Source organism: Nitrospirota bacterium (genome assembly GCA_035873375.1).
In the GTDB taxonomy this organism is placed as follows: Bacteria; Nitrospirota; Thermodesulfovibrionia; order Thermodesulfovibrionales; family JdFR-85; genus BMS3Bbin07.
Genome location: JAYWMQ010000028.1, coordinates 1 through 16,480, shown reverse-complemented (window position 1 = coordinate 16,480; position 16,480 = coordinate 1). Strand labels below are relative to the sequence as shown.

At 47.4% G+C, this 16,480-nt stretch carries 15 protein-coding genes; 7 read left to right on the top strand and 8 right to left on the bottom strand.

Annotated features, from left to right (window positions below; translation table 11 throughout):
- Window positions 1–18: 18 nt before the first annotated feature.
- Window positions 19–1,236 (top strand): MFS transporter, encoded by a 1,218-nt coding sequence (locus VST71_06385; protein ID MEC4685340.1) that lies wholly within the window; start codon window positions 19–21, stop codon window positions 1,234–1,236.
- 45 nt (window positions 1,237–1,281) lie between these two features.
- Here the strand turns inward: VST71_06385 and rnc are convergent, their stop codons facing one another.
- From rnc to fabG, 4 genes are all read right to left on the bottom strand, one after another.
- Window positions 1,282–1,992 (bottom strand): ribonuclease III, encoded by a 711-nt coding sequence (gene rnc, locus VST71_06380; GenBank protein ID MEC4685339.1) that lies wholly within the window; start codon window positions 1,990–1,992, stop codon window positions 1,282–1,284.
- The gene (gene fabF, locus VST71_06375) at window positions 1,955–3,202 is read right to left on the bottom strand and encodes a beta-ketoacyl-ACP synthase II (GenBank protein MEC4685338.1); all 1,248 of its coding nucleotides are present in this window, start codon (window positions 3,200–3,202) and stop codon (window positions 1,955–1,957) included. The genes rnc and fabF overlap by 38 nt, the downstream gene beginning before the upstream one ends.
- Window positions 3,203–3,436, bottom strand: a complete 234-nt coding sequence (gene acpP, locus VST71_06370) for an acyl carrier protein (GenBank protein MEC4685337.1) — start codon at window positions 3,434–3,436, stop codon at window positions 3,203–3,205.
- Between the two features lie 120 nt (window positions 3,437–3,556).
- Entirely contained in the window at window positions 3,557–4,297 is a 741-nt protein-coding gene (fabG, locus tag VST71_06365) for a 3-oxoacyl-[acyl-carrier-protein] reductase (protein ID MEC4685336.1), read from the bottom strand.
- Between the two features lie 260 nt (window positions 4,298–4,557).
- On the opposite strand from fabG, the gene VST71_06360 reads away from it, so the two are divergent.
- Window positions 4,558–5,310, top strand: a complete 753-nt coding sequence (locus VST71_06360; GenBank protein ID MEC4685335.1) for a hypothetical protein — start codon at window positions 4,558–4,560, stop codon at window positions 5,308–5,310.
- Between the two features lies 1 nt (window position 5,311).
- On the opposite strand, the gene VST71_06355 is transcribed toward VST71_06360, so the two are convergent.
- From VST71_06355 to VST71_06345, 3 genes are all read right to left on the bottom strand, one after another.
- Entirely contained in the window at window positions 5,312–6,085 is a 774-nt protein-coding gene (locus tag VST71_06355; GenBank protein MEC4685334.1) for a YkgJ family cysteine cluster protein, read from the bottom strand.
- Between the two features lie 88 nt (window positions 6,086–6,173).
- Window positions 6,174–6,992: an HAD-IIB family hydrolase gene (locus tag VST71_06350; GenBank protein ID MEC4685333.1), complete on the bottom strand. Its 819-nt coding sequence runs from the start codon at window positions 6,990–6,992 to the stop codon at window positions 6,174–6,176.
- A gap of 19 nt (window positions 6,993–7,011) precedes the next feature.
- On the bottom strand, window positions 7,012–8,298 hold the full coding sequence (locus tag VST71_06345) for a glycerate kinase (GenBank protein ID MEC4685332.1): 1,287 nt from the start codon (window positions 8,296–8,298) through the stop codon (window positions 7,012–7,014).
- A gap of 138 nt (window positions 8,299–8,436) precedes the next feature.
- On the opposite strand from VST71_06345, the gene VST71_06340 reads away from it, so the two are divergent.
- The 5 genes from VST71_06340 (at window position 8,437) to VST71_06320 (ending at window position 16,211) form a co-directional block, all read left to right on the top strand.
- Window positions 8,437–9,198, top strand: coding sequence for an undecaprenyl-diphosphate phosphatase (locus VST71_06340; GenBank protein ID MEC4685331.1), 762 nt, complete (start codon window positions 8,437–8,439; stop codon window positions 9,196–9,198).
- A 44-nt stretch (window positions 9,199–9,242) separates the two neighbouring features.
- The gene (locus VST71_06335) at window positions 9,243–11,300 is read left to right on the top strand and encodes a DNA translocase FtsK 4TM domain-containing protein (protein MEC4685330.1); all 2,058 of its coding nucleotides are present in this window, start codon (window positions 9,243–9,245) and stop codon (window positions 11,298–11,300) included.
- A 216-nt stretch (window positions 11,301–11,516) separates the two neighbouring features.
- Window positions 11,517–12,737 (top strand): glycosyltransferase family 4 protein, encoded by a 1,221-nt coding sequence (locus tag VST71_06330; GenBank protein MEC4685329.1) that lies wholly within the window; start codon window positions 11,517–11,519, stop codon window positions 12,735–12,737.
- Window positions 12,738–12,903: 166 nt separating this feature from the next.
- Window positions 12,904–14,706 carry a glycoside hydrolase family 15 protein gene (locus tag VST71_06325; protein MEC4685328.1) on the top strand — a complete coding sequence of 601 codons (1,803 nt, stop codon included), beginning with the start codon at window positions 12,904–12,906 and terminating at the stop codon, window positions 14,704–14,706.
- 263 nt (window positions 14,707–14,969) lie between these two features.
- Window positions 14,970–16,211: a hypothetical protein gene (locus VST71_06320; protein ID MEC4685327.1), complete on the top strand. Its 1,242-nt coding sequence runs from the start codon at window positions 14,970–14,972 to the stop codon at window positions 16,209–16,211.
- A gap of 32 nt (window positions 16,212–16,243) precedes the next feature.
- Here the strand turns inward: VST71_06320 and VST71_06315 are convergent.
- The coding region (locus VST71_06315; GenBank protein ID MEC4685326.1) for a hypothetical protein at window positions 16,244–16,480 on the bottom strand (237 nt) is incomplete at its 5' end.

Sequence of the window (16,480 nt, the reverse complement as noted above, 5' to 3'; positions counted from 1 at the left end):
TAATGTTAAAATACTGAGATGACCGAGAGAAAAAAACCCTTCCCGGCCCTGTATGTTCAGAACTTCAGACTCTTCTGGATTGCCCAGGTGATATCCCTGTCAGGCTCCTGGATGCACCAGATGGCTCAGGGATGGCTTATCTACCAACTGACACGCTCTCCTCTCTATCTCGGTATAGCCGGAGCTGCCCTGACCCTGCCGGTGCTCATGTTTACCCTCTTTGGGGGCATTATTGCCGACAGATATTCGAAAAGGAATATTCTCATTGTTACGCAAACCCTAAGCATATTCCCTCCCCTGATACTTGGAACCCTCACGTATACCGGGACAATAAACGTCTGGCATGCAATATTGACGGCCTTTCTTATGGGCACTATAAATGCCTTTGACATCCCTGCCAGACAGTCATTTCTGATCGAGATGGTCGGCAAGGGACATCTCCTTAACGCAATAGCCCTCAGCTCAGCGGCCTTCAATGGCGCACGCATACTTGGCCCCCTGATCGCAGGTCTCATCATCTCATGGGCCGGACTCCCTGCGTGCTTCTATATAAACGCCCTGAGCTTTATACCTGTGGTTTTTGTCTTAAAAATGATGGCAATAAAGGGAACCGCAAGAACAGGCAGTTCAAAAGGTTTTTTTAGTGAGTTTAAGGAGGGAATACACTTCATCCTGAAACAGCAGGATATACTGACGCTGATTCTGACAATAATGGTGTTCAGCCTCTTCGGTATACCTTTCAGCCAGTTTTTTCCTGTTTTTGCAGAGGATATATTAGGTGTAGGAGCAAAAGGCCTGGGATACATGATGAGCTCTGCCGGAGCCGGGGCATTCACTGCGGCGATGGTAATCGCCTTCAGGGGCAAGATCAGAAACACACGCAGGTACATGTCCATTGCAGCCCTTATATTCCCTGCTGCGCTGGTCGCCTTCTCTCTGAGCAGGTCATATCCCCTGTCCATCATTATCCTTGTCACCATGGGCTGGGCAGCGGTCAGCTTTCTTGCCACAGCAAACAGTTCCATTCAGGAGAATGTAAGAGATGGACTGAGGGGCAGGGTTATGAGTGTCTATTCCCTTGTCTTTCTTGGTATGGCGCCTATCGGCAGCGCCGTAATAGGGTATACTGCAGATAAAATCGGTACGCCTCAGGCATTAACTGCAGCCGGTACAATCTGCCTTATTGCAGGCAGCGTCTTTTTCCTGAGGACAAGGAGAGGGAGGATTGATTATTGATTATTGACTAATGAAATATTTTACCGTTCTATCAATAGCCAATTGTCAATCATCAATAGTCAATCTCTTAAGTGCCTCATTGGCTGCTTTCATCTGTGCTTCTTTTTTGCTCCGTCCCTTACCGCTGCCCATGCATTCACCCCCTATCAGGACCTCCACGGTAAAGGTCTTGTTGTGTTCTTCTCCCTCTTCTTTCACAACCCTGTACTCGGGTAAGGAGCCATAAATGTCCTGGGTGAGTTCCTGAAGCTCAGTCTTGTAATCGTGCGACTTCCGTGTTTTTATCGTGTTTTCTATCTTCTTCCCTATTATATGGAGAATTACCTCCCTTGCAACATAATAGTCACTGTCAATAAAGACAGCTCCCACAATTGCCTCCAGGGCATCGGCAAGAATATTCTCTTTATCGCGTCCTCCCGAGGCTTCCTCTCCCTTTCCAAGCCTCAGCACCATGCCAAGTTCTAATTCGCGTGCTGCCCCGGACAGGACAGGCCTTGAGACAAGAAAAGACTTGAGCTTGGCCATATCCGATTCCGAAAGCGTCTCTTCCACCCTGAAGAGTTCTTCAACTACCGAGAGTCCCAGCACTGCATCTCCAAGGAACTCAAGCCTTTCATTATATGTGGGGGCTTCATCAGGGTGCTCATTTGAGTAAGAACTATGCGTTACAGCCTCAATGAGCAAAGAGGGGTCTCGAAACGTATAATCAAGGGCAGACTCAAGCTTCTTCAAACTTCTTGAAAAGGAGACAGGCATTTGTACCACCGAATCCAAAAGAATTTGAAAGTGCATAGTTAACAGTTCTTTCACGGCAAGTCTTGGTAACGTAATCAAGGTCACACTGCGGGTCCGGGTTTTCAAGGTTTATTGTCGGAGGAACTATGTTGTTAAAAACACTGAGCGCACTGACAGCAGCCTCCACACCTCCGGCAGCGCCAAGGAGATGGCCTGTCATGGACTTGGTGGAACTCACCACCATCTCATACGCGTGCTTGCCAAAGACCGTTTTTATGGCCTCTGTCTCAACTTCATCATTGAATTTCGTGGAAGTCCCATGGGCATTTATATAGTCCACCTCATCAGGTGAAACCCCGGCATCCTTAAGGGTTATTGTCATGCATCTCACAGCCCCTTCACCTCCCGGGGCAGGGGATGTAATATGATAGGCGTCTCCGGTCATACCGTATCCAACTACCTCGGCATAAATCTTTGCTCCCCGGTCAATTGCACTCTCAAGGCTTTCAAGGATCACAATCCCGGATCCCTCACCCATAACAAAACCATCCCTGTCACGGTCAAAGGGCCTGCTCGCCTTTTCAGGCTCGTCATTCCTCCTTGAAAGTGCCTTCATAACGGCAAAACCAACCATCCCAAGCGGTGCTATTACCGCCTCTGTACCCCCGGCAATCATGGCATCTGCTTCCCCGCGCTGGACAATCCTGAAGGCATCACCTATTGCATGGGTGCCTGTTGCACATGCCGTACAAACAGCAGAATTAGGGCCCTTGGCGCCAAACCTCATTGAAACTCTGCCGGCAGCAAGGTTTATGATTAACATCGGAATAAAGAAAGGGGTTACACGCTTGTATCCCTTCTCAAGCAGGGCCTGATGATAATGCTCGATTGCAGGTAATCCTCCAATACCGGAGCCGACAACAACACCGACCCTCTCGGCATTGGCCTCGGTAATCCTGAGCCCCGAGTCATCCATGGCCATCTGTGCGGCTGCAATTGCAAAGTGGATAAAACGGTCCATTTTTTTTATCTCTTTCTTCTCTATATAATCAGCCGGGTCGAAATCTTTTACCTCCCCTGCAATATGCACCGGGAGAGGAGAAGAGTCAAAAGACGTAATAGTCCCGATACCCGATTTGCCTTCCAACATAGCAGTCCAGTTTTCTTCCACCCCGATGCCAAGGGGAGTTATGAGACCAAGACCTGTTATAACAACCCTTCGGAGATTCATCTACGCCTGGCTCTTGTTCTTTATATACTCTACGGCATCCTCGACTTTCAGGATTTTCTCTGCGTCCTCATCGGGTATCTCAATCCCGAATGTCTCCTCAAACGCCATTACGAGTTCTACAGTATCAAGAGAGTCAGCCCCCAAGTCTTCCACAAATGATGCCGCTGGTGTTACCTGAGCAAGATCAACACCAAGCTGGTTTGATATAAGTTCCTTTACTTTCTCCTCTACCATCTCACAACCTCCAAAATATAAGATTAAGAACCGAACTGCGTTTCTCTTCGGCCCACGACTTGTCCAGGCACAAAGCACCTGATATAAACACAAAAACCGGACATCAACCGGTTTCAGTTATTACATGTACATACCGCCGTTTACATGAACCACCTGTCCCGTGATATACCCGGCATCAGGAGATGACAGGAAGACCACGGCATTGGCAACATCCTGTACAGTCCCCATCTTTCCCATTGGTATTGCTTTCTTCATCTCATCCTTTACATTGTCCGGCAGTTTCTCGGTCATTGCAGTCATGATAAACCCCGGGGCCACTGCATTTGCCGTTATCCCCCTGCCGGCATACTCCCTTGCAATGGTCTTGGTCAGTCCGACAATGCCGGCCTTTGAGGCAGAGTAGTTGGCCTGACCGGGATTGCCCATAAAGGCAACAACGGATGCAATATTGACAACCCTGCCATAACGCCTCTTTGACATTATCTTTACTGCCTCTTTTGAGCAGAGAAAAACACTTTTAAGGTTAACGTCTATCACACTGTCCCAGTCTTCTTCCTTCATTCTCAGCAGTAAGGCATCACGGGTAATACCTGCATTGTTGACAAGGATATCCATACCGCCGAACTCCTTTACCACAGTGCTGAACATATCCTTGACACTATCAGCACTTGACACATCAGCAGTTACAGGAATTGCCCTTACACCCATTCTGACAAGGCCTTCTGCAACTGCTCCGGCATCATCAGCGCTAAGGTCAACAACTGCAATATTAACTCCCAGGGTTGCAAGGCTTTCAGCTATAGCCTGACCGATGCCCCGGCCTGCCCCGGTAACCACAGCTACCTGTCCCTTAAAATCCATCAGCTCCCCCTTTCATAGCAAGCAGATACATGGGGCCCGCGGGTTCTGCCCTGCCCCTCTGATTTGTCTTCTTCACCCGGCACCCATTTTAACAGACTTCAGCTATCTTTTCCAAGCCCTGCTACAACTCATTGTTAACCAATACATATCCCGGATTTGTTTTTCGTGACGTGTATTATACTCCAAATCCCTGTAAAATAACAAAAAACCAAACAGGCCCCTTCTTGACATAATATCCGTATTAAATCTTAATATATATAATGACTGGTGATTTTTACACTCCTTTAAGAACAATGGCCTCAGAGATGGCAGCCTCACAGGGAACACCTTCCTTCTACAGGGTCTTTAAAAAAGAGCTTCAGGAATCCCTTCAATGCTTGCAGGACAATGTGATACTGAAACAGTGTATAAGTCATATAGACATTATCCAGGAAGGGATGGGGCACGGTTATGAGCACTCAAAGGCCGTTGCCGTAGATGCAGGAGCCCTCGTAATAATAGAGGGGGGGGAAATGGGTATCTCCAAGGATATAATCGAAAAACTCATTGTTACCGCACATATTTCAGGACTCCTCCATGATATCAAGCGGGGAAATGAAAACCATGCCATAGCCGGCAGCGAGGAAGCCATGCGGATACTGGTCTGCTCCGGCATTGACAGCAGATTCAAGCGCTATATTGCCATGGCCATAAGAAACCATGAGGCATTCACGACAGTTGTAGCTCCGGAGGATGAGTATGGAAGACTGGTAAGCAATGCACTCTACGATGCAGACAAATTCAGGTGGGGACAGGAAAACTTCACGAAGACCGTCTGGGACATGCTTGAGTTCGGCAATATCTCTCCCGAGGTATTTCTCGAAAATTACAAGAAAGGTATTGAGTATATTGAACGCATAAAGGAGACATTCAGGACAGAGACAGGAAAGAGATACGGACCCGAGATAATTGATATGGGGCTTGAGATCGGCAAGGTAATATATTCCGAGTTAAAGAGAACCCTCTGCAGGTAGATTATGGCTCCCTTCTTGGGTATATATACTCACCAAAGAGTACACCCTTCAGCCACTTGTGTGCAAACTTCAGCAGCTCCACCTCATCTTCCCTTATCATCTGTATTGTTACCTCATCGACTTCATAGAGGTCAAGAAACCTGCTCTCAAAGACAAAGTTTCTGAAGCTGTCCGTATCAAAGCTGCCCAGCATGTACAATCTCTGACTCTTTTCGTCAGGCTCCACAGCACCGGCAAGGAGTTTCTTGTTAAGAACAATCTCAAACCAGTCCTTGTTGACAAAATCATATCGGTCTATCTCCTGGGACTCTCTCCACTGACGAACCGTCCATTCCTTATCCTCTTCAAACCCCTTGCAGAAGGGATCTTTAATCTGGTAATAAAAATCACCGCTCTCTGCTTCAGTGCTTTCCATCGCTCCGAGACCAATGGGATAGTATCTGCATATAAGTGGCCTGTCTGCATAAATATTACAGCCATCTTCGCCAACAAACGGACATTTGCCGTCCTCTGTCATATTGAGCAGGAAAAAGGGCAGTTTGGTGCTCTTAAGGTCAACAATCCGGGTATATAATGAGAGGAACTCAGCCGAAGTAATGCCAAGTTTGTTTTTGATCCTCAGCACATCGTATGGAGTGAGAGATATTGTTATCTTTCCGCAACACTCCCCGAAACACTCAAGCCCTTTATGACAGGAAAATTTAAACTTGCTGTCCAGGTTCATCCTGACAGGCTCTACAGGGTTTTTATCCGGCTGCTTACTTGCTTCTTCCATATCAAAACTCCCTTTTAGTTTTTGGCTTAGCGATTAAATGATTAAATATCGAGCGACAATGTAGAGTAAAGATGACTGTTAGAATAACTCATTTACCCTGAAAATTTCCAATCAGCTCCATAATCACCTTACGCCACCCATCCGGTCCGATACCATCAGCCCTTACAAGATCAGGGACAACGATCCTGCTGTCATAAACACCTCCCGGTTTCTGAACAACCACGGGTATATCCACTGCCTCAAGCATGGGGATGTCATTTGGACTGTCACCTATTGCAATGGTCCTGATATCTCCAAACTCTTTTCTGTACAACTCTATCAGTATCCGTACTGCCTTGCCCTTATCGCTTTCTCCCATAAGATGGTAGTATCTCCCGACCGTGCAGGTCAGACCAAGTGATTGAACGGCATCCCTGAGCCGCTCTTCATCCGTACCGTCCTCTACAATAAACGGTTCATCAAAATCCCTCTCCTTTGATAACCTTGCCTCTTCCGGGCTCAGTCCGGTAAGGGAGACAATCTCCTCCACAGTCATGTCCCCGAACCCTTTTACCCCGAACCCCATCTCCCTCAGTCTTCTGAGTCCGTCCCTCAGCTCACTGTACCTCTTCCCTATGGTTATGACACGATATCTGTTGTCATGCCTGACACCAATGTCCGGGGATTTTTTGAAATAACCAACAGGGATAAAAATTCCGCCACCGTTTTCAGAGACAAAGGGGTCTCTGTTTTCAAGGCGCTCCCTGTAAAGTTCAATCTCTCCCCTGGTCTTGCTTGAGCAGAGAACAAGGGGGATTCTTTTCTCTTTTATAAGCGCAAGGGCATCGGCGGCCTCTTCAAAAGAGTAGCTGTCATAACTGAGGAGGGTGCCGTCGAGGTCTGTAAATATAACAATATGTTTATCCATAAAAATCTCCTTACCCGCTTTACCGCCTGATAACTATCTGTATGTCCATCACGTTTGTGCCGGTGGGACCGGTTATAAAAAGCCCCCCAACCTGTTTGAAGAAATTATACGAGTCATTCTCTTCAAGGAACTTTTCGGGAGACAGGCCCATAGCCCTTGCCCTCGGTATTGTCTCTCCGTCCACAATTGCCCCTGCAGCGTCCGTGGGACCATCCGTGCCATCTGTTCCGGCTGACAAAAGGGAGACTCCTTCAGTACCTGCTATCTCCATTGCAAATACAAGGGCAAACTCGAGATTCCTGCCGCCAAGTCCGCTGCCTTTGACGACCACGGTTGTCTCACCACCCGAGACAAAACACGCCTTTTTTATTTCCCCCCGCTTCATCACTTCCCTGTAAAGCCACTTTGCAGCCTCCCGTGCCTCACCCGAGAGTGAATCCGTGAGAATCTCTGCACTATAGCCCAGATCACCGGCCTCCTGCCTGGCAGCCTCAAGGGCAATCCTGTTACTGCCAATGATAATGTTTTCAACCCTGCTGAAGACCTTGCTGTCAGGGGCGGGGGTATCCGGCACTCGTCCCTCAATACCGTCCTCGATTATCTTTAAAACACCCTTCGGAGCCTTATCCATGAGATTATATCTCTTCAGTACATTTAGGGCATCGAGATAGGTAGTCTCATCCGGCGCCGTGGGCCCTGATGCTATTACATCAAGGCGGTCACCGATAACATCGGAGAGCAGCAGGGATATCGTCCTTGACGGATAAAGGGTCTCAGCCAGCCTTCCACCCTTGACAGCGGATATATGTTTTCTCACTGTATTGAGCTCGAATATATCGGCCCCGGCATTCAGGAGGAGTCCTGTAATCTCCTGCTTATCCTCAAGGCTGATACCCTCAAGGGGACAAACCAGTAACGCCGACCCCCCTCCTGATATAAGGCATATATTTATATCGTCTGCAGAAGAGGCATTTGCAACCGCCCTGATCTTTTCCGTCCCCTCAAGCCCGTTTGCATCAGGTATGGGGTGTCCGGCCTCTATTATCTCGGTCTTTTTGAGGGCAACGGAGTGGCCGTATTTGGTTACGACAACTGATCTGGATATAAGGCCTGCAAGGGTCTCTTCTGCCGCCTGTGCCATGCGCGCCGAGGCCTTTCCAAAACCGAGGATATTGAGCCTGCCACCCAGATTGCCAGCTGCGTCCCTGAAATCCGACAGCCTCCTTGCTGTTGCAAGGTACGGGTCAACAGCCCTGAGGGCATCAAAAAAGACTCTTTCCAGATCTTTCCTGTAATTTAAGAACATTGCTCTATTTTATACAGCCGCCTTCAAAATACTCAAACTGCAAGGGAGAACGTCATACCGCCCTGATACATGCTCTCAAAATAATAAATATTGACCCGGTTTCAAATTCCCATGACATAACTGCTATAATTACAGATTATGATTGAGGCAATAATATTAGGAATCGTTCAGGGGCTTACAGAGTTTATTCCGGTAAGCAGTACCGCCCACCTGATACTGATACCAAAGTTTTTTGGCTGGCAGGGCGGTCTCGACACCCTGAGCTATGATATCGCACTTCATGGCGGGACTCTGCTTGCCCTGCTGGTATATTTCAGAAAACAATGGCTGAGCCTTCTTACAGTGGAGAGACCCCTGCTGCTGAAGATTATATTAGCCACAATTCCGGCCGGAGTTGCCGGCATTCTGTTTAAGGATGCGGTCTCAACAACCCTGAGGAGCGCTTATGTAATAGCTGCCTCACTCGTAGTGGTTGGTATTGTCATGCTGATAGCCGAAAGAAACAAAGGTCAAAAGACTTTCTCCTCTATAACGACAAAGAATGCCCTGGCAATAGGTCTTGCCCAGGCACTGGCCCTTATACCGGGTGTGTCGAGGTCCGGCATAACCATATCAGCCGGTCTTTTCGGAGGTATTGAGAGAGAGGCATCCGCAAGGTTTTCATTCCTGCTTTCAATGCCTGTTATTGCCGGAGCCACGCTGCTTGAAGGAATTCATGTGCTGAAAAACCCGGTAAGCTACGACTTGAGTCTCTTTGTCGCCGGCTTTATTGCCTCGGCTGTCACGGGTTTTATCACCATCAAATCCCTGCTCTGGTTCTTCAGACGATTCAGTCTTCGCTCCTTTGTTTACTACAGGTTTGCCCTTGCTGGTATAATAGTTATCGGTTATTTATTATAAGCGCATTTTGCATGCAAAACTCTTTAAATCACTGATTACTGATCATGGCTGAGGGAATAAGAAGAATAAAGGAAGAAGTATTGGGGGTTGTGGTCACCCTGTTCAGTGTGTACATTACACTGAGCCTCATCAGCTACTCAAAGTGGGACCCCTCCTTCCTCACCCACAGCAGGGGCCCTGCAAAAAACTATGGCGGAATCATCGGTTCTTATATCTCGGATACCCTGCTCAGCCTTTTAGGCTATACTTCCTACCTCTTTCCACTCTTCCTTATCTTATATGGTATCAAGAGGCTGCTGGGCAAGAAGAAGAGGAAGGAACTGCTCGCAGGACTTCCCCTCTTTATAATATCCACCCCAGTTCTCCTCTCCCTTATCTCAAAGACCTTCGGCATAAACAACGTCTTCTACGGAGGGTTATGGGGAGAAGAGGCATCCGTGATACTCAGAATGCTCCTCTCATTACCCGGGGCCTATATCTTCACCCTCTCGGTCTTCTTCTCGTCCATTATCATAATGAGTCCTGTTTCCACATCTGATGTATTAAGAAAAGTCTTTGAAAACAAGAAGGAGGATACACCCGAGCCGATCAGGAAGATAAAGGTAGTGGAGGAGCCTTCTCAACCAATGATAAAAAAGATGACAAAACAGGAGAGGGTAAAGGAAAAAAAATCCGGGGAATTACCGGATATGAGTACCCGTAAAGCAGGTGCATACGTCGTTCCACCGCTGCAACTCCTGAGCACTTACGAGACTGTGGCAAAGCCGGGAAAGGAAGAACTCTTTGAGCGGGCACACCTCCTTGAGGAGAAACTCTCTGATTTCAAGATAACCGGCAAGATTACCCGTGTCCATCCCGGCCCTGTAGTCACCATGTATGAGTTTGAGCCCTCCCCCGGAATAAAGATAAGCAAAATCGTCTCCCTGTCAGACGACCTCGGAAGGGCCCTGGGCGGACTCAGTATAAGGATTGCTGCCATACCGGGAAAAACACCGCTCGGCATAGAGGTACCCAATAAACAGATGGGAATAGTCCCCCTGAAGGAGATAATAGGCTCGGGAAACTTCCAGAAGAGCCAGTCAAGACTGACCATTGCACTGGGAAAGGACATCTATGGAAGGCCCATAGTCTCAGACCTTGCCCGGATGCCCCACCTACTTGTGGCCGGCACCACGGGTTCAGGCAAGAGTGTCTCCATTAATTCCATGATTATGAGCATCCTCTTCAAGTCCACCCCAAAAGAGGTGAAGATGTTGATGATTGATCCAAAGCTGCTCGAGCTTTCCACCTATGACGGAATTCCCCACCTTGTCACCCCGGTGGTCACGAACCCTAAAGAGGCAACCCTGGCGCTGAAAAAGATGGTTCTGGAGATGGAGCGGAGATACAGGCTCATTGCAGAGCAGGGGGCAAGAAACCTGGACAACTTTAATCGCCAGGTCCCTGAAGAAGAACGGCTTCCCTACATCATTGTTATAATAGATGAGCTTGCCGACCTGATGTTTACCGCCTCCAAGGAGGTCGAGGACTCCATTGTCCGTCTCGCACAGATGGCAAGGGCCTCGGGCATCCATCTCATACTTGCCACGCAGAGGCCATCCGTTGATGTTATCACCGGAATTATCAAGGCAAACTTTCCAACCAGGATAGCCTTTCAGGTAACCACAAAGGTGGATTCAAGGACAATCCTGGATGCCCAGGGGGCTGAGCAACTCATCGGCAAGGGTGATATGCTCTTTATGGCCACAGGCGCAAGGCTTACCCGGCTGCACGGCGCTTATGTAGCTGAAGATGAGGTAAGATCCGTCACATCCTTCATAAAGGCACAGGGAGAACCGGACTTTTCAATGTTTGATGCAATCCAGCTTGAGACGGCTGAGAGGGCCGAGGAAGGCTCAACCGAGGGAGACGAGCTCTATCAGCAGGTGATAGATCATGCCGAGACCATGGGCGAGGTCTCAATATCATCGATTCAGCGGAGGTTCAAGATAGGCTATAACAGGGCGGCAAGGATAATGGAACTGCTTGAAGAAGAAGGCTTTGTCGGACCACCGAGAGGGGCTGGAAAACCGAGGGAATTTCGCAGTTCACCATCCAGGTGAGTTTAATGCGAAATTAAAACCGTTCAGAGTCTATCATATTGCTTCCTTTCCATAGGTTGAGGCTTTTTATTACTGGACCCGGATTGTAATTTGCCTCGTTATTGTTGTATTATATGTAATCAAAAATTTCTTTCCATTAATTTCTCACCATTCTCATATAAAGCTATACCTGCCATGGCAATAAAAGCGCGAGATAGAAGACTGACGGTGTTGCACGTGGCAACTCTTAACCAGCCCATAAAGCCGGACCTTGGTTATGGTCCCATTGAGACGGTTATTTATAATATCGACAAGGGACTCCATGCTTTAGGTCACCGCTCGATTGTTGCCTGTTCAGGTGATTCCGGAGTTGCCGGTGAGCATTATGTGACCATTGAGAAAAGCATGGGTAACTATTGGAGTCAAGACAACCCGGAAAAACGGAAAACCCTGAATGTTCACCTTTTAAAGGCAGCAGACAGGATAGGAAGAGGCGACATTGACGTCATCCACACGCATGATCTGAGGACCCTTGAGTACATTCATGACGCTGTATCTGTATCGAGCATGCATGTGCCGATCGTGCTGACCCTTCACGTGGCTGCAAAAAACTACCTGGTGGAAGGAGCTTTCAGGCGCTGGTGTAAGCCCATGACATCTCCACAGGTGTATTGTGTCCCGATAAGCGAATATCAGAAACAGGACTATAACGGGCTGAAGGCCGGGAATGTTGTATATCATGGAATTGAAGTGGAAAAATACCCGGTCAAAAGGAACCCTGACAAGGAAAGCTATTTATTCACTATCGGCAGGGTAACCCGGGACAAGGGACAGGATAAGGCCATAGAGGTTGCCAGGAAAACAGGCTCTAAACTTATCATTGCCGGCTGTGTCCAGGACAAAGCAGCAGACAGGGAGTTTTTTGAGGAATTGAAAGACTCTATCGACCTGTTCGTTGATATCGGTAAACAGCCTGTTGATGGTGACTATTTTGAAGATGTGATAAAACCGTTACTGGACTGCGATGAGCAGATTATTTATATCGGAGAGGTCGGCAGCGAGTATAAGAAACAATGGTACCGGCATGCACGGGCCACATTATTCCCCATACAATGGGGGGAGCCGTTCGGGCTTGTCCTGATCGAGTCCATGGCATGCGGCACGCCGGTCATAGCATTCAACAGGGGTGCAGTTCCGGAAATAATTGTGAATGGTACGACGGGATTTGTTGTGGATTCACTGAATGCCATGATTGAGGCCGTTGACCGCATCGATAGCATTGATCCTCATGAATGCCGGAGACATGTGCAGGATAATTTCTCCATAGCAAGCATGGCATATAAATATTCAGACTTGTATCAACAGATAGTCATTGACCATAAAACATCATTCAATTACAGGCAGCTGTTAATCGACTATTTTCCGAACCCTCTCCAGCTTGGCATCATAGCCACATAAAAGAGCCATGCCCAAAGACATTCCCGTAAGCAACGGTAATCTTCTTTTCAACTTTGACTCGGATTATCAGATCCGCGATGTGTATTTCCCTTTAATCGGCCAGGAGAACCATTCAAAAGGAGATCCCTTCCGTTTTGGGGTGTGGGTGGATGGACGCTGCTCCTGGATGGGGCCGGAATGGGAAAAGGACCTGCGGTATCATGATAACAGCCTCGTTACCAACGTAGTGCTGAGAAACTCGGCAATAGGGATAGAACTGCATTGCCATGATGTGGTTGACATAGACCTGAATGTATATATTAAAAAGGTCGAGGTGAAGGACCTGCAAGGGAAGGAGCGTCATGTAAGGCTCTTTTTCAGCCACGACTTTCACCTTTACGGCAATGACATAGGTGATACGGCTTATTTTGATCCGCGGACACATTCAATCATACACTACAAGGCCAACCGCTACTTTCTAATCAGTTGTTCCTGGGCCGGAAAGCCCGGCGTGACTTACTATGCCTGCGGAGACAAGGAGCTGGGTGGAAGGGAAGGAACATGGAGAGACGCCGAGGACGGTAAACTCAGCGGAAACCCGATCTCCTGGGGTTCTGCTGATTCAACAATAGGAATATGGCTGAACCTGCCCCCCGGCGGAAAGGCAGAGTGCTTTTACTGGATTGCAGCAGGCAGGCATTACAATGAGGTGGCCCAACTCAACCGGGATGTAATAGAGAAGACACCTGAAAAACTGATCAAGCGATCATCTGATTACTGGAAAGCCTGGGTACAAAAAGAGGCCAGATCATTTGGAGACCTTCCCAAATCAGTCACCGAGATTTTCAACCGAAGCCTTCTCATTTTAAGAACACAGATCGACAACCGTGGAGCGATAATAGCCGCAAACGACTCGGATATAGTCCGTTTCGGAAGGGATACATATTCTTATATGTGGGGCCGCGACGGGGCCTTTGTAGCCGTTGCCCTGGCAAAGGCAGGCTACTCGCATGTGTGCATGAAATTTTTCGACTTCTGCTCCCGTGTTCTGACAGAGGAAGGATTTCTTTACCAGCATTACAATCCTGATGAATCGCTGGCAAGTAACTGGCACCCATGGTTAGTGGATGGAAAAGAGGTGCTCCCCATACAGGAAGACTCAACAGCCTTGATTCTCTGGGCGCTCTGGATACATTATCAGAGCTCGAAAGACATAGAATTCATCAGGCCTTTTTACAATAATTTTATTAAAAAGTCAGCAGACTTTCTTGTAACGTACCGGGATCCCGAAACCCTGTTGCCTACACCCTCATATGATCTCTGGGAAGAGCGTTACGGTGTGCACTCCTTTACCGTTGCAGCCGTGATTGCGGGGCTCAGGGCAGCGGCAAATTTTGCGAGACTTTTTCAGGATACCTCCCTGGCCGGAGAATATGAGATTGTAGCTGAACAGATGAAGGAAGGGCTTGTCACGCATCTGTACCACCCCGGCCTGAAGAGGTACGCACGCTCTGGTTACAGGAAGGGCAAGGGCTATGTACTTGATGAAGTGATTGACGTCAGTTTGATGGGACTCGCTACTCTGGGAGCATTGCCCCCCAACGACCCACGGATGGTCGAAACAATGGAGGCTATACGCCGTCAATTATGGCTCAAGACTCCTGTTGAAGGTTGTGCCCGATACCAAAATGACATCTATCAACTGGCGGATGACAGCCCAAAGGGCATCCCCGGCAATCCATGGTTTATCTCAACGCTTTGGTTGGGGGAGTACTTTATCTCTCGGGCTGAAAATCTGGAGGAACTCCACGAAGCCCTTCCCTACCTTGAATGGTGCGAAAAGAATGCGCTTCCTTCCGGTGTGCTTGCCGAGCAGGTACATCCCATAAACGGTTCTCCCCTCTCGGTTTCACCACTCACATGGAGCCATTCCGCTTTCGTGTGGGTAGTCCTGCAATACACCGAAAAGTTCAATTCATTAAAAAAATAAAATAGCAGGTCTTAACGTTCAATATTTTCAACCTTTCCCATTTCTTGCACAAGTCAGTTGCCAATAGTTTTACCTTCAGTGTACCTTCTATAGGATCACCATGGCCTTTTTTACCCATTTTTGCTTAAGGCTGTTTTGGGTAACAGGGCTGACCTTGCCGGGTCAGCCTGACCACATCCTTGCCTTTCACCGGTACTTCTGCTAATATTAAAAATAAACTCGGCAGCGTTCACCTAACAGAGAACTTTCATCCCCTTAGCCCCATGAACAGAACAAGGCTCATATTTATTCTGCTTATTTACCTTATGCTCCAATGGGGCTGTGCCAGCCACATAGTGGTCAAAGACAACAATGACGAGTTAAGGCAGAAATCAGCACGCATGATTAATAACATGGTTTTTGACAACCAGACCGAAAACGAAATAGTCTCTGATATTCTCTACAATATATTTTATTACCTCAACGAAAAATACGGGTCTGACAAGTTTGATCAATTTTATCAAAAAGCCCTGAAAAGCAGTGATCTTGCCGCAAGCATACGCGATGTGTACGGTAAACGGCTTTATCGGTTGGGGATTGAGATGTTCAGGGACCTCGACACGACTTCATCTGATACAGGCTCTTCTCTGCTCTCAACCGATCTTGGTATCTTCAGGATTTATTATGTCAAGGACTCTAAGGCAGACCATGACATGCCTTACATCAAGTATCTTCTGAAGACTTATTATGAAGAACTTTCCAGGATTTACCTGAGCAGCTATCGCTTAAACAATAAAGTTCAGCTGTTGCTGAACAAGATGTCCCCACCAAAAATAGAGGTCTACTTTTTCGAAAACACCGGCCAGGCCAAAAAATATTTTCCCGGTTTCAGCAGTACTGCCCAGGCCTTCATACGGTCGGAAAAGGTTGATGATGCAAACTATCATGCAGATGCCGGTATTGCCATCAAATATTACAACATACTGTCCAGTGCAGTATTTGTTCACGAGTTGACACACCTGATCTTTCTAATATCAAACATACCGGATTCGATCATCGGGAATCTTACTCCGGTGGAAGGATTCTCAGTTGAAGAAGTAAAGAGGATATCTGAATCCATCAAGAGGAGCGCCGGTGGTGTTATATTGGGAGAAGGGTTGGCGGAATATATAACCGAGAAGTACAGCCTGTTCTACAAGTACCATCTCTTATCAGATGTTGACGAGGAACTGAATTATGAATTTTGTTCAAATGGATTGTTATCATTGAAAGAGCTTCTGAAGAAACATGATGTTCATGCTGTAAGCATATGGGATTTATTGGGGCTCGGATACAACAGGGAATTAATCTATCAACAAGGGCACTCGATTACCCGGTTTATCATTAACAATTATGGAAATGATAAATTTGTCAAACTGCTCTTAAGCAATAAAACGGACAAGGATTTTAAAGAGATACTCGGCGAGGACATAGACACCGTTAACCGGAAATGGTTTTCAAAATTTAAATGTAAGACGAGCAGCTAACAACAGAGCATATAGTAACCTCATTTTCCAGCTCACGACATCCTCATTTTCTCCTTCACTGCCCTCTGCATTGTCTGCTCCGAGGGAATAGCGGTCAGATCAAGTTCTTTTGTAAAGAAAAAATTCTTTTCTTTTATCACAATAACAGTTGCTATGATAATCAATATAATTGTTTGGATAACTTTACTATCAGGATGTGTTGCAAATATTTCGTTAAAATACCCAGCAGTGATATGAAAAATAATGGCAACCACTATATTACGTCCTGT

What these genes read in the sequence shown, in the direction of transcription:
- VST71_06340 (MEC4685331.1), top strand. Translation starts at nt 8,437, where the DNA reads ATGATTGAGGCAATAATATTAGGAATCGTTCAGGGGCTTACAGAGTTT.
- VST71_06360 (MEC4685335.1), top strand. Translation starts at nt 4,558, where the DNA reads ATGACTGGTGATTTTTACACTCCTTTAAGAACAATGGCCTCAGAGATG.
- fabG (MEC4685336.1), bottom strand. Translation starts at nt 4,297, where the DNA reads ATGGATTTTAAGGGACAGGTAGCTGTGGTTACCGGGGCAGGCCGGGGC.
- VST71_06355 (MEC4685334.1), bottom strand. Translation starts at nt 6,085, where the DNA reads ATGGAAGAAGCAAGTAAGCAGCCGGATAAAAACCCTGTAGAGCCTGTC.
- VST71_06350 (MEC4685333.1), bottom strand. Translation starts at nt 6,992, where the DNA reads ATGGATAAACATATTGTTATATTTACAGACCTCGACGGCACCCTCCTC.
- VST71_06385 (MEC4685340.1), top strand. Translation starts at nt 19, where the DNA reads ATGACCGAGAGAAAAAAACCCTTCCCGGCCCTGTATGTTCAGAACTTC.
- acpP (MEC4685337.1), bottom strand. Translation starts at nt 3,436, where the DNA reads ATGGTAGAGGAGAAAGTAAAGGAACTTATATCAAACCAGCTTGGTGTT.
- VST71_06325 (MEC4685328.1), top strand. Translation starts at nt 12,904, where the DNA reads ATGGGGCCGGAATGGGAAAAGGACCTGCGGTATCATGATAACAGCCTC.
- VST71_06335 (MEC4685330.1), top strand. Translation starts at nt 9,243, where the DNA reads ATGGCTGAGGGAATAAGAAGAATAAAGGAAGAAGTATTGGGGGTTGTG.
- rnc (MEC4685339.1), bottom strand. Translation starts at nt 1,992, where the DNA reads ATGCCTGTCTCCTTTTCAAGAAGTTTGAAGAAGCTTGAGTCTGCCCTT.
- VST71_06320 (MEC4685327.1), top strand. Translation starts at nt 14,970, where the DNA reads ATGAACAGAACAAGGCTCATATTTATTCTGCTTATTTACCTTATGCTC.
- fabF (MEC4685338.1), bottom strand. Translation starts at nt 3,202, where the DNA reads ATGAATCTCCGAAGGGTTGTTATAACAGGTCTTGGTCTCATAACTCCC.
- VST71_06345 (MEC4685332.1), bottom strand. Translation starts at nt 8,298, where the DNA reads ATGTTCTTAAATTACAGGAAAGATCTGGAAAGAGTCTTTTTTGATGCC.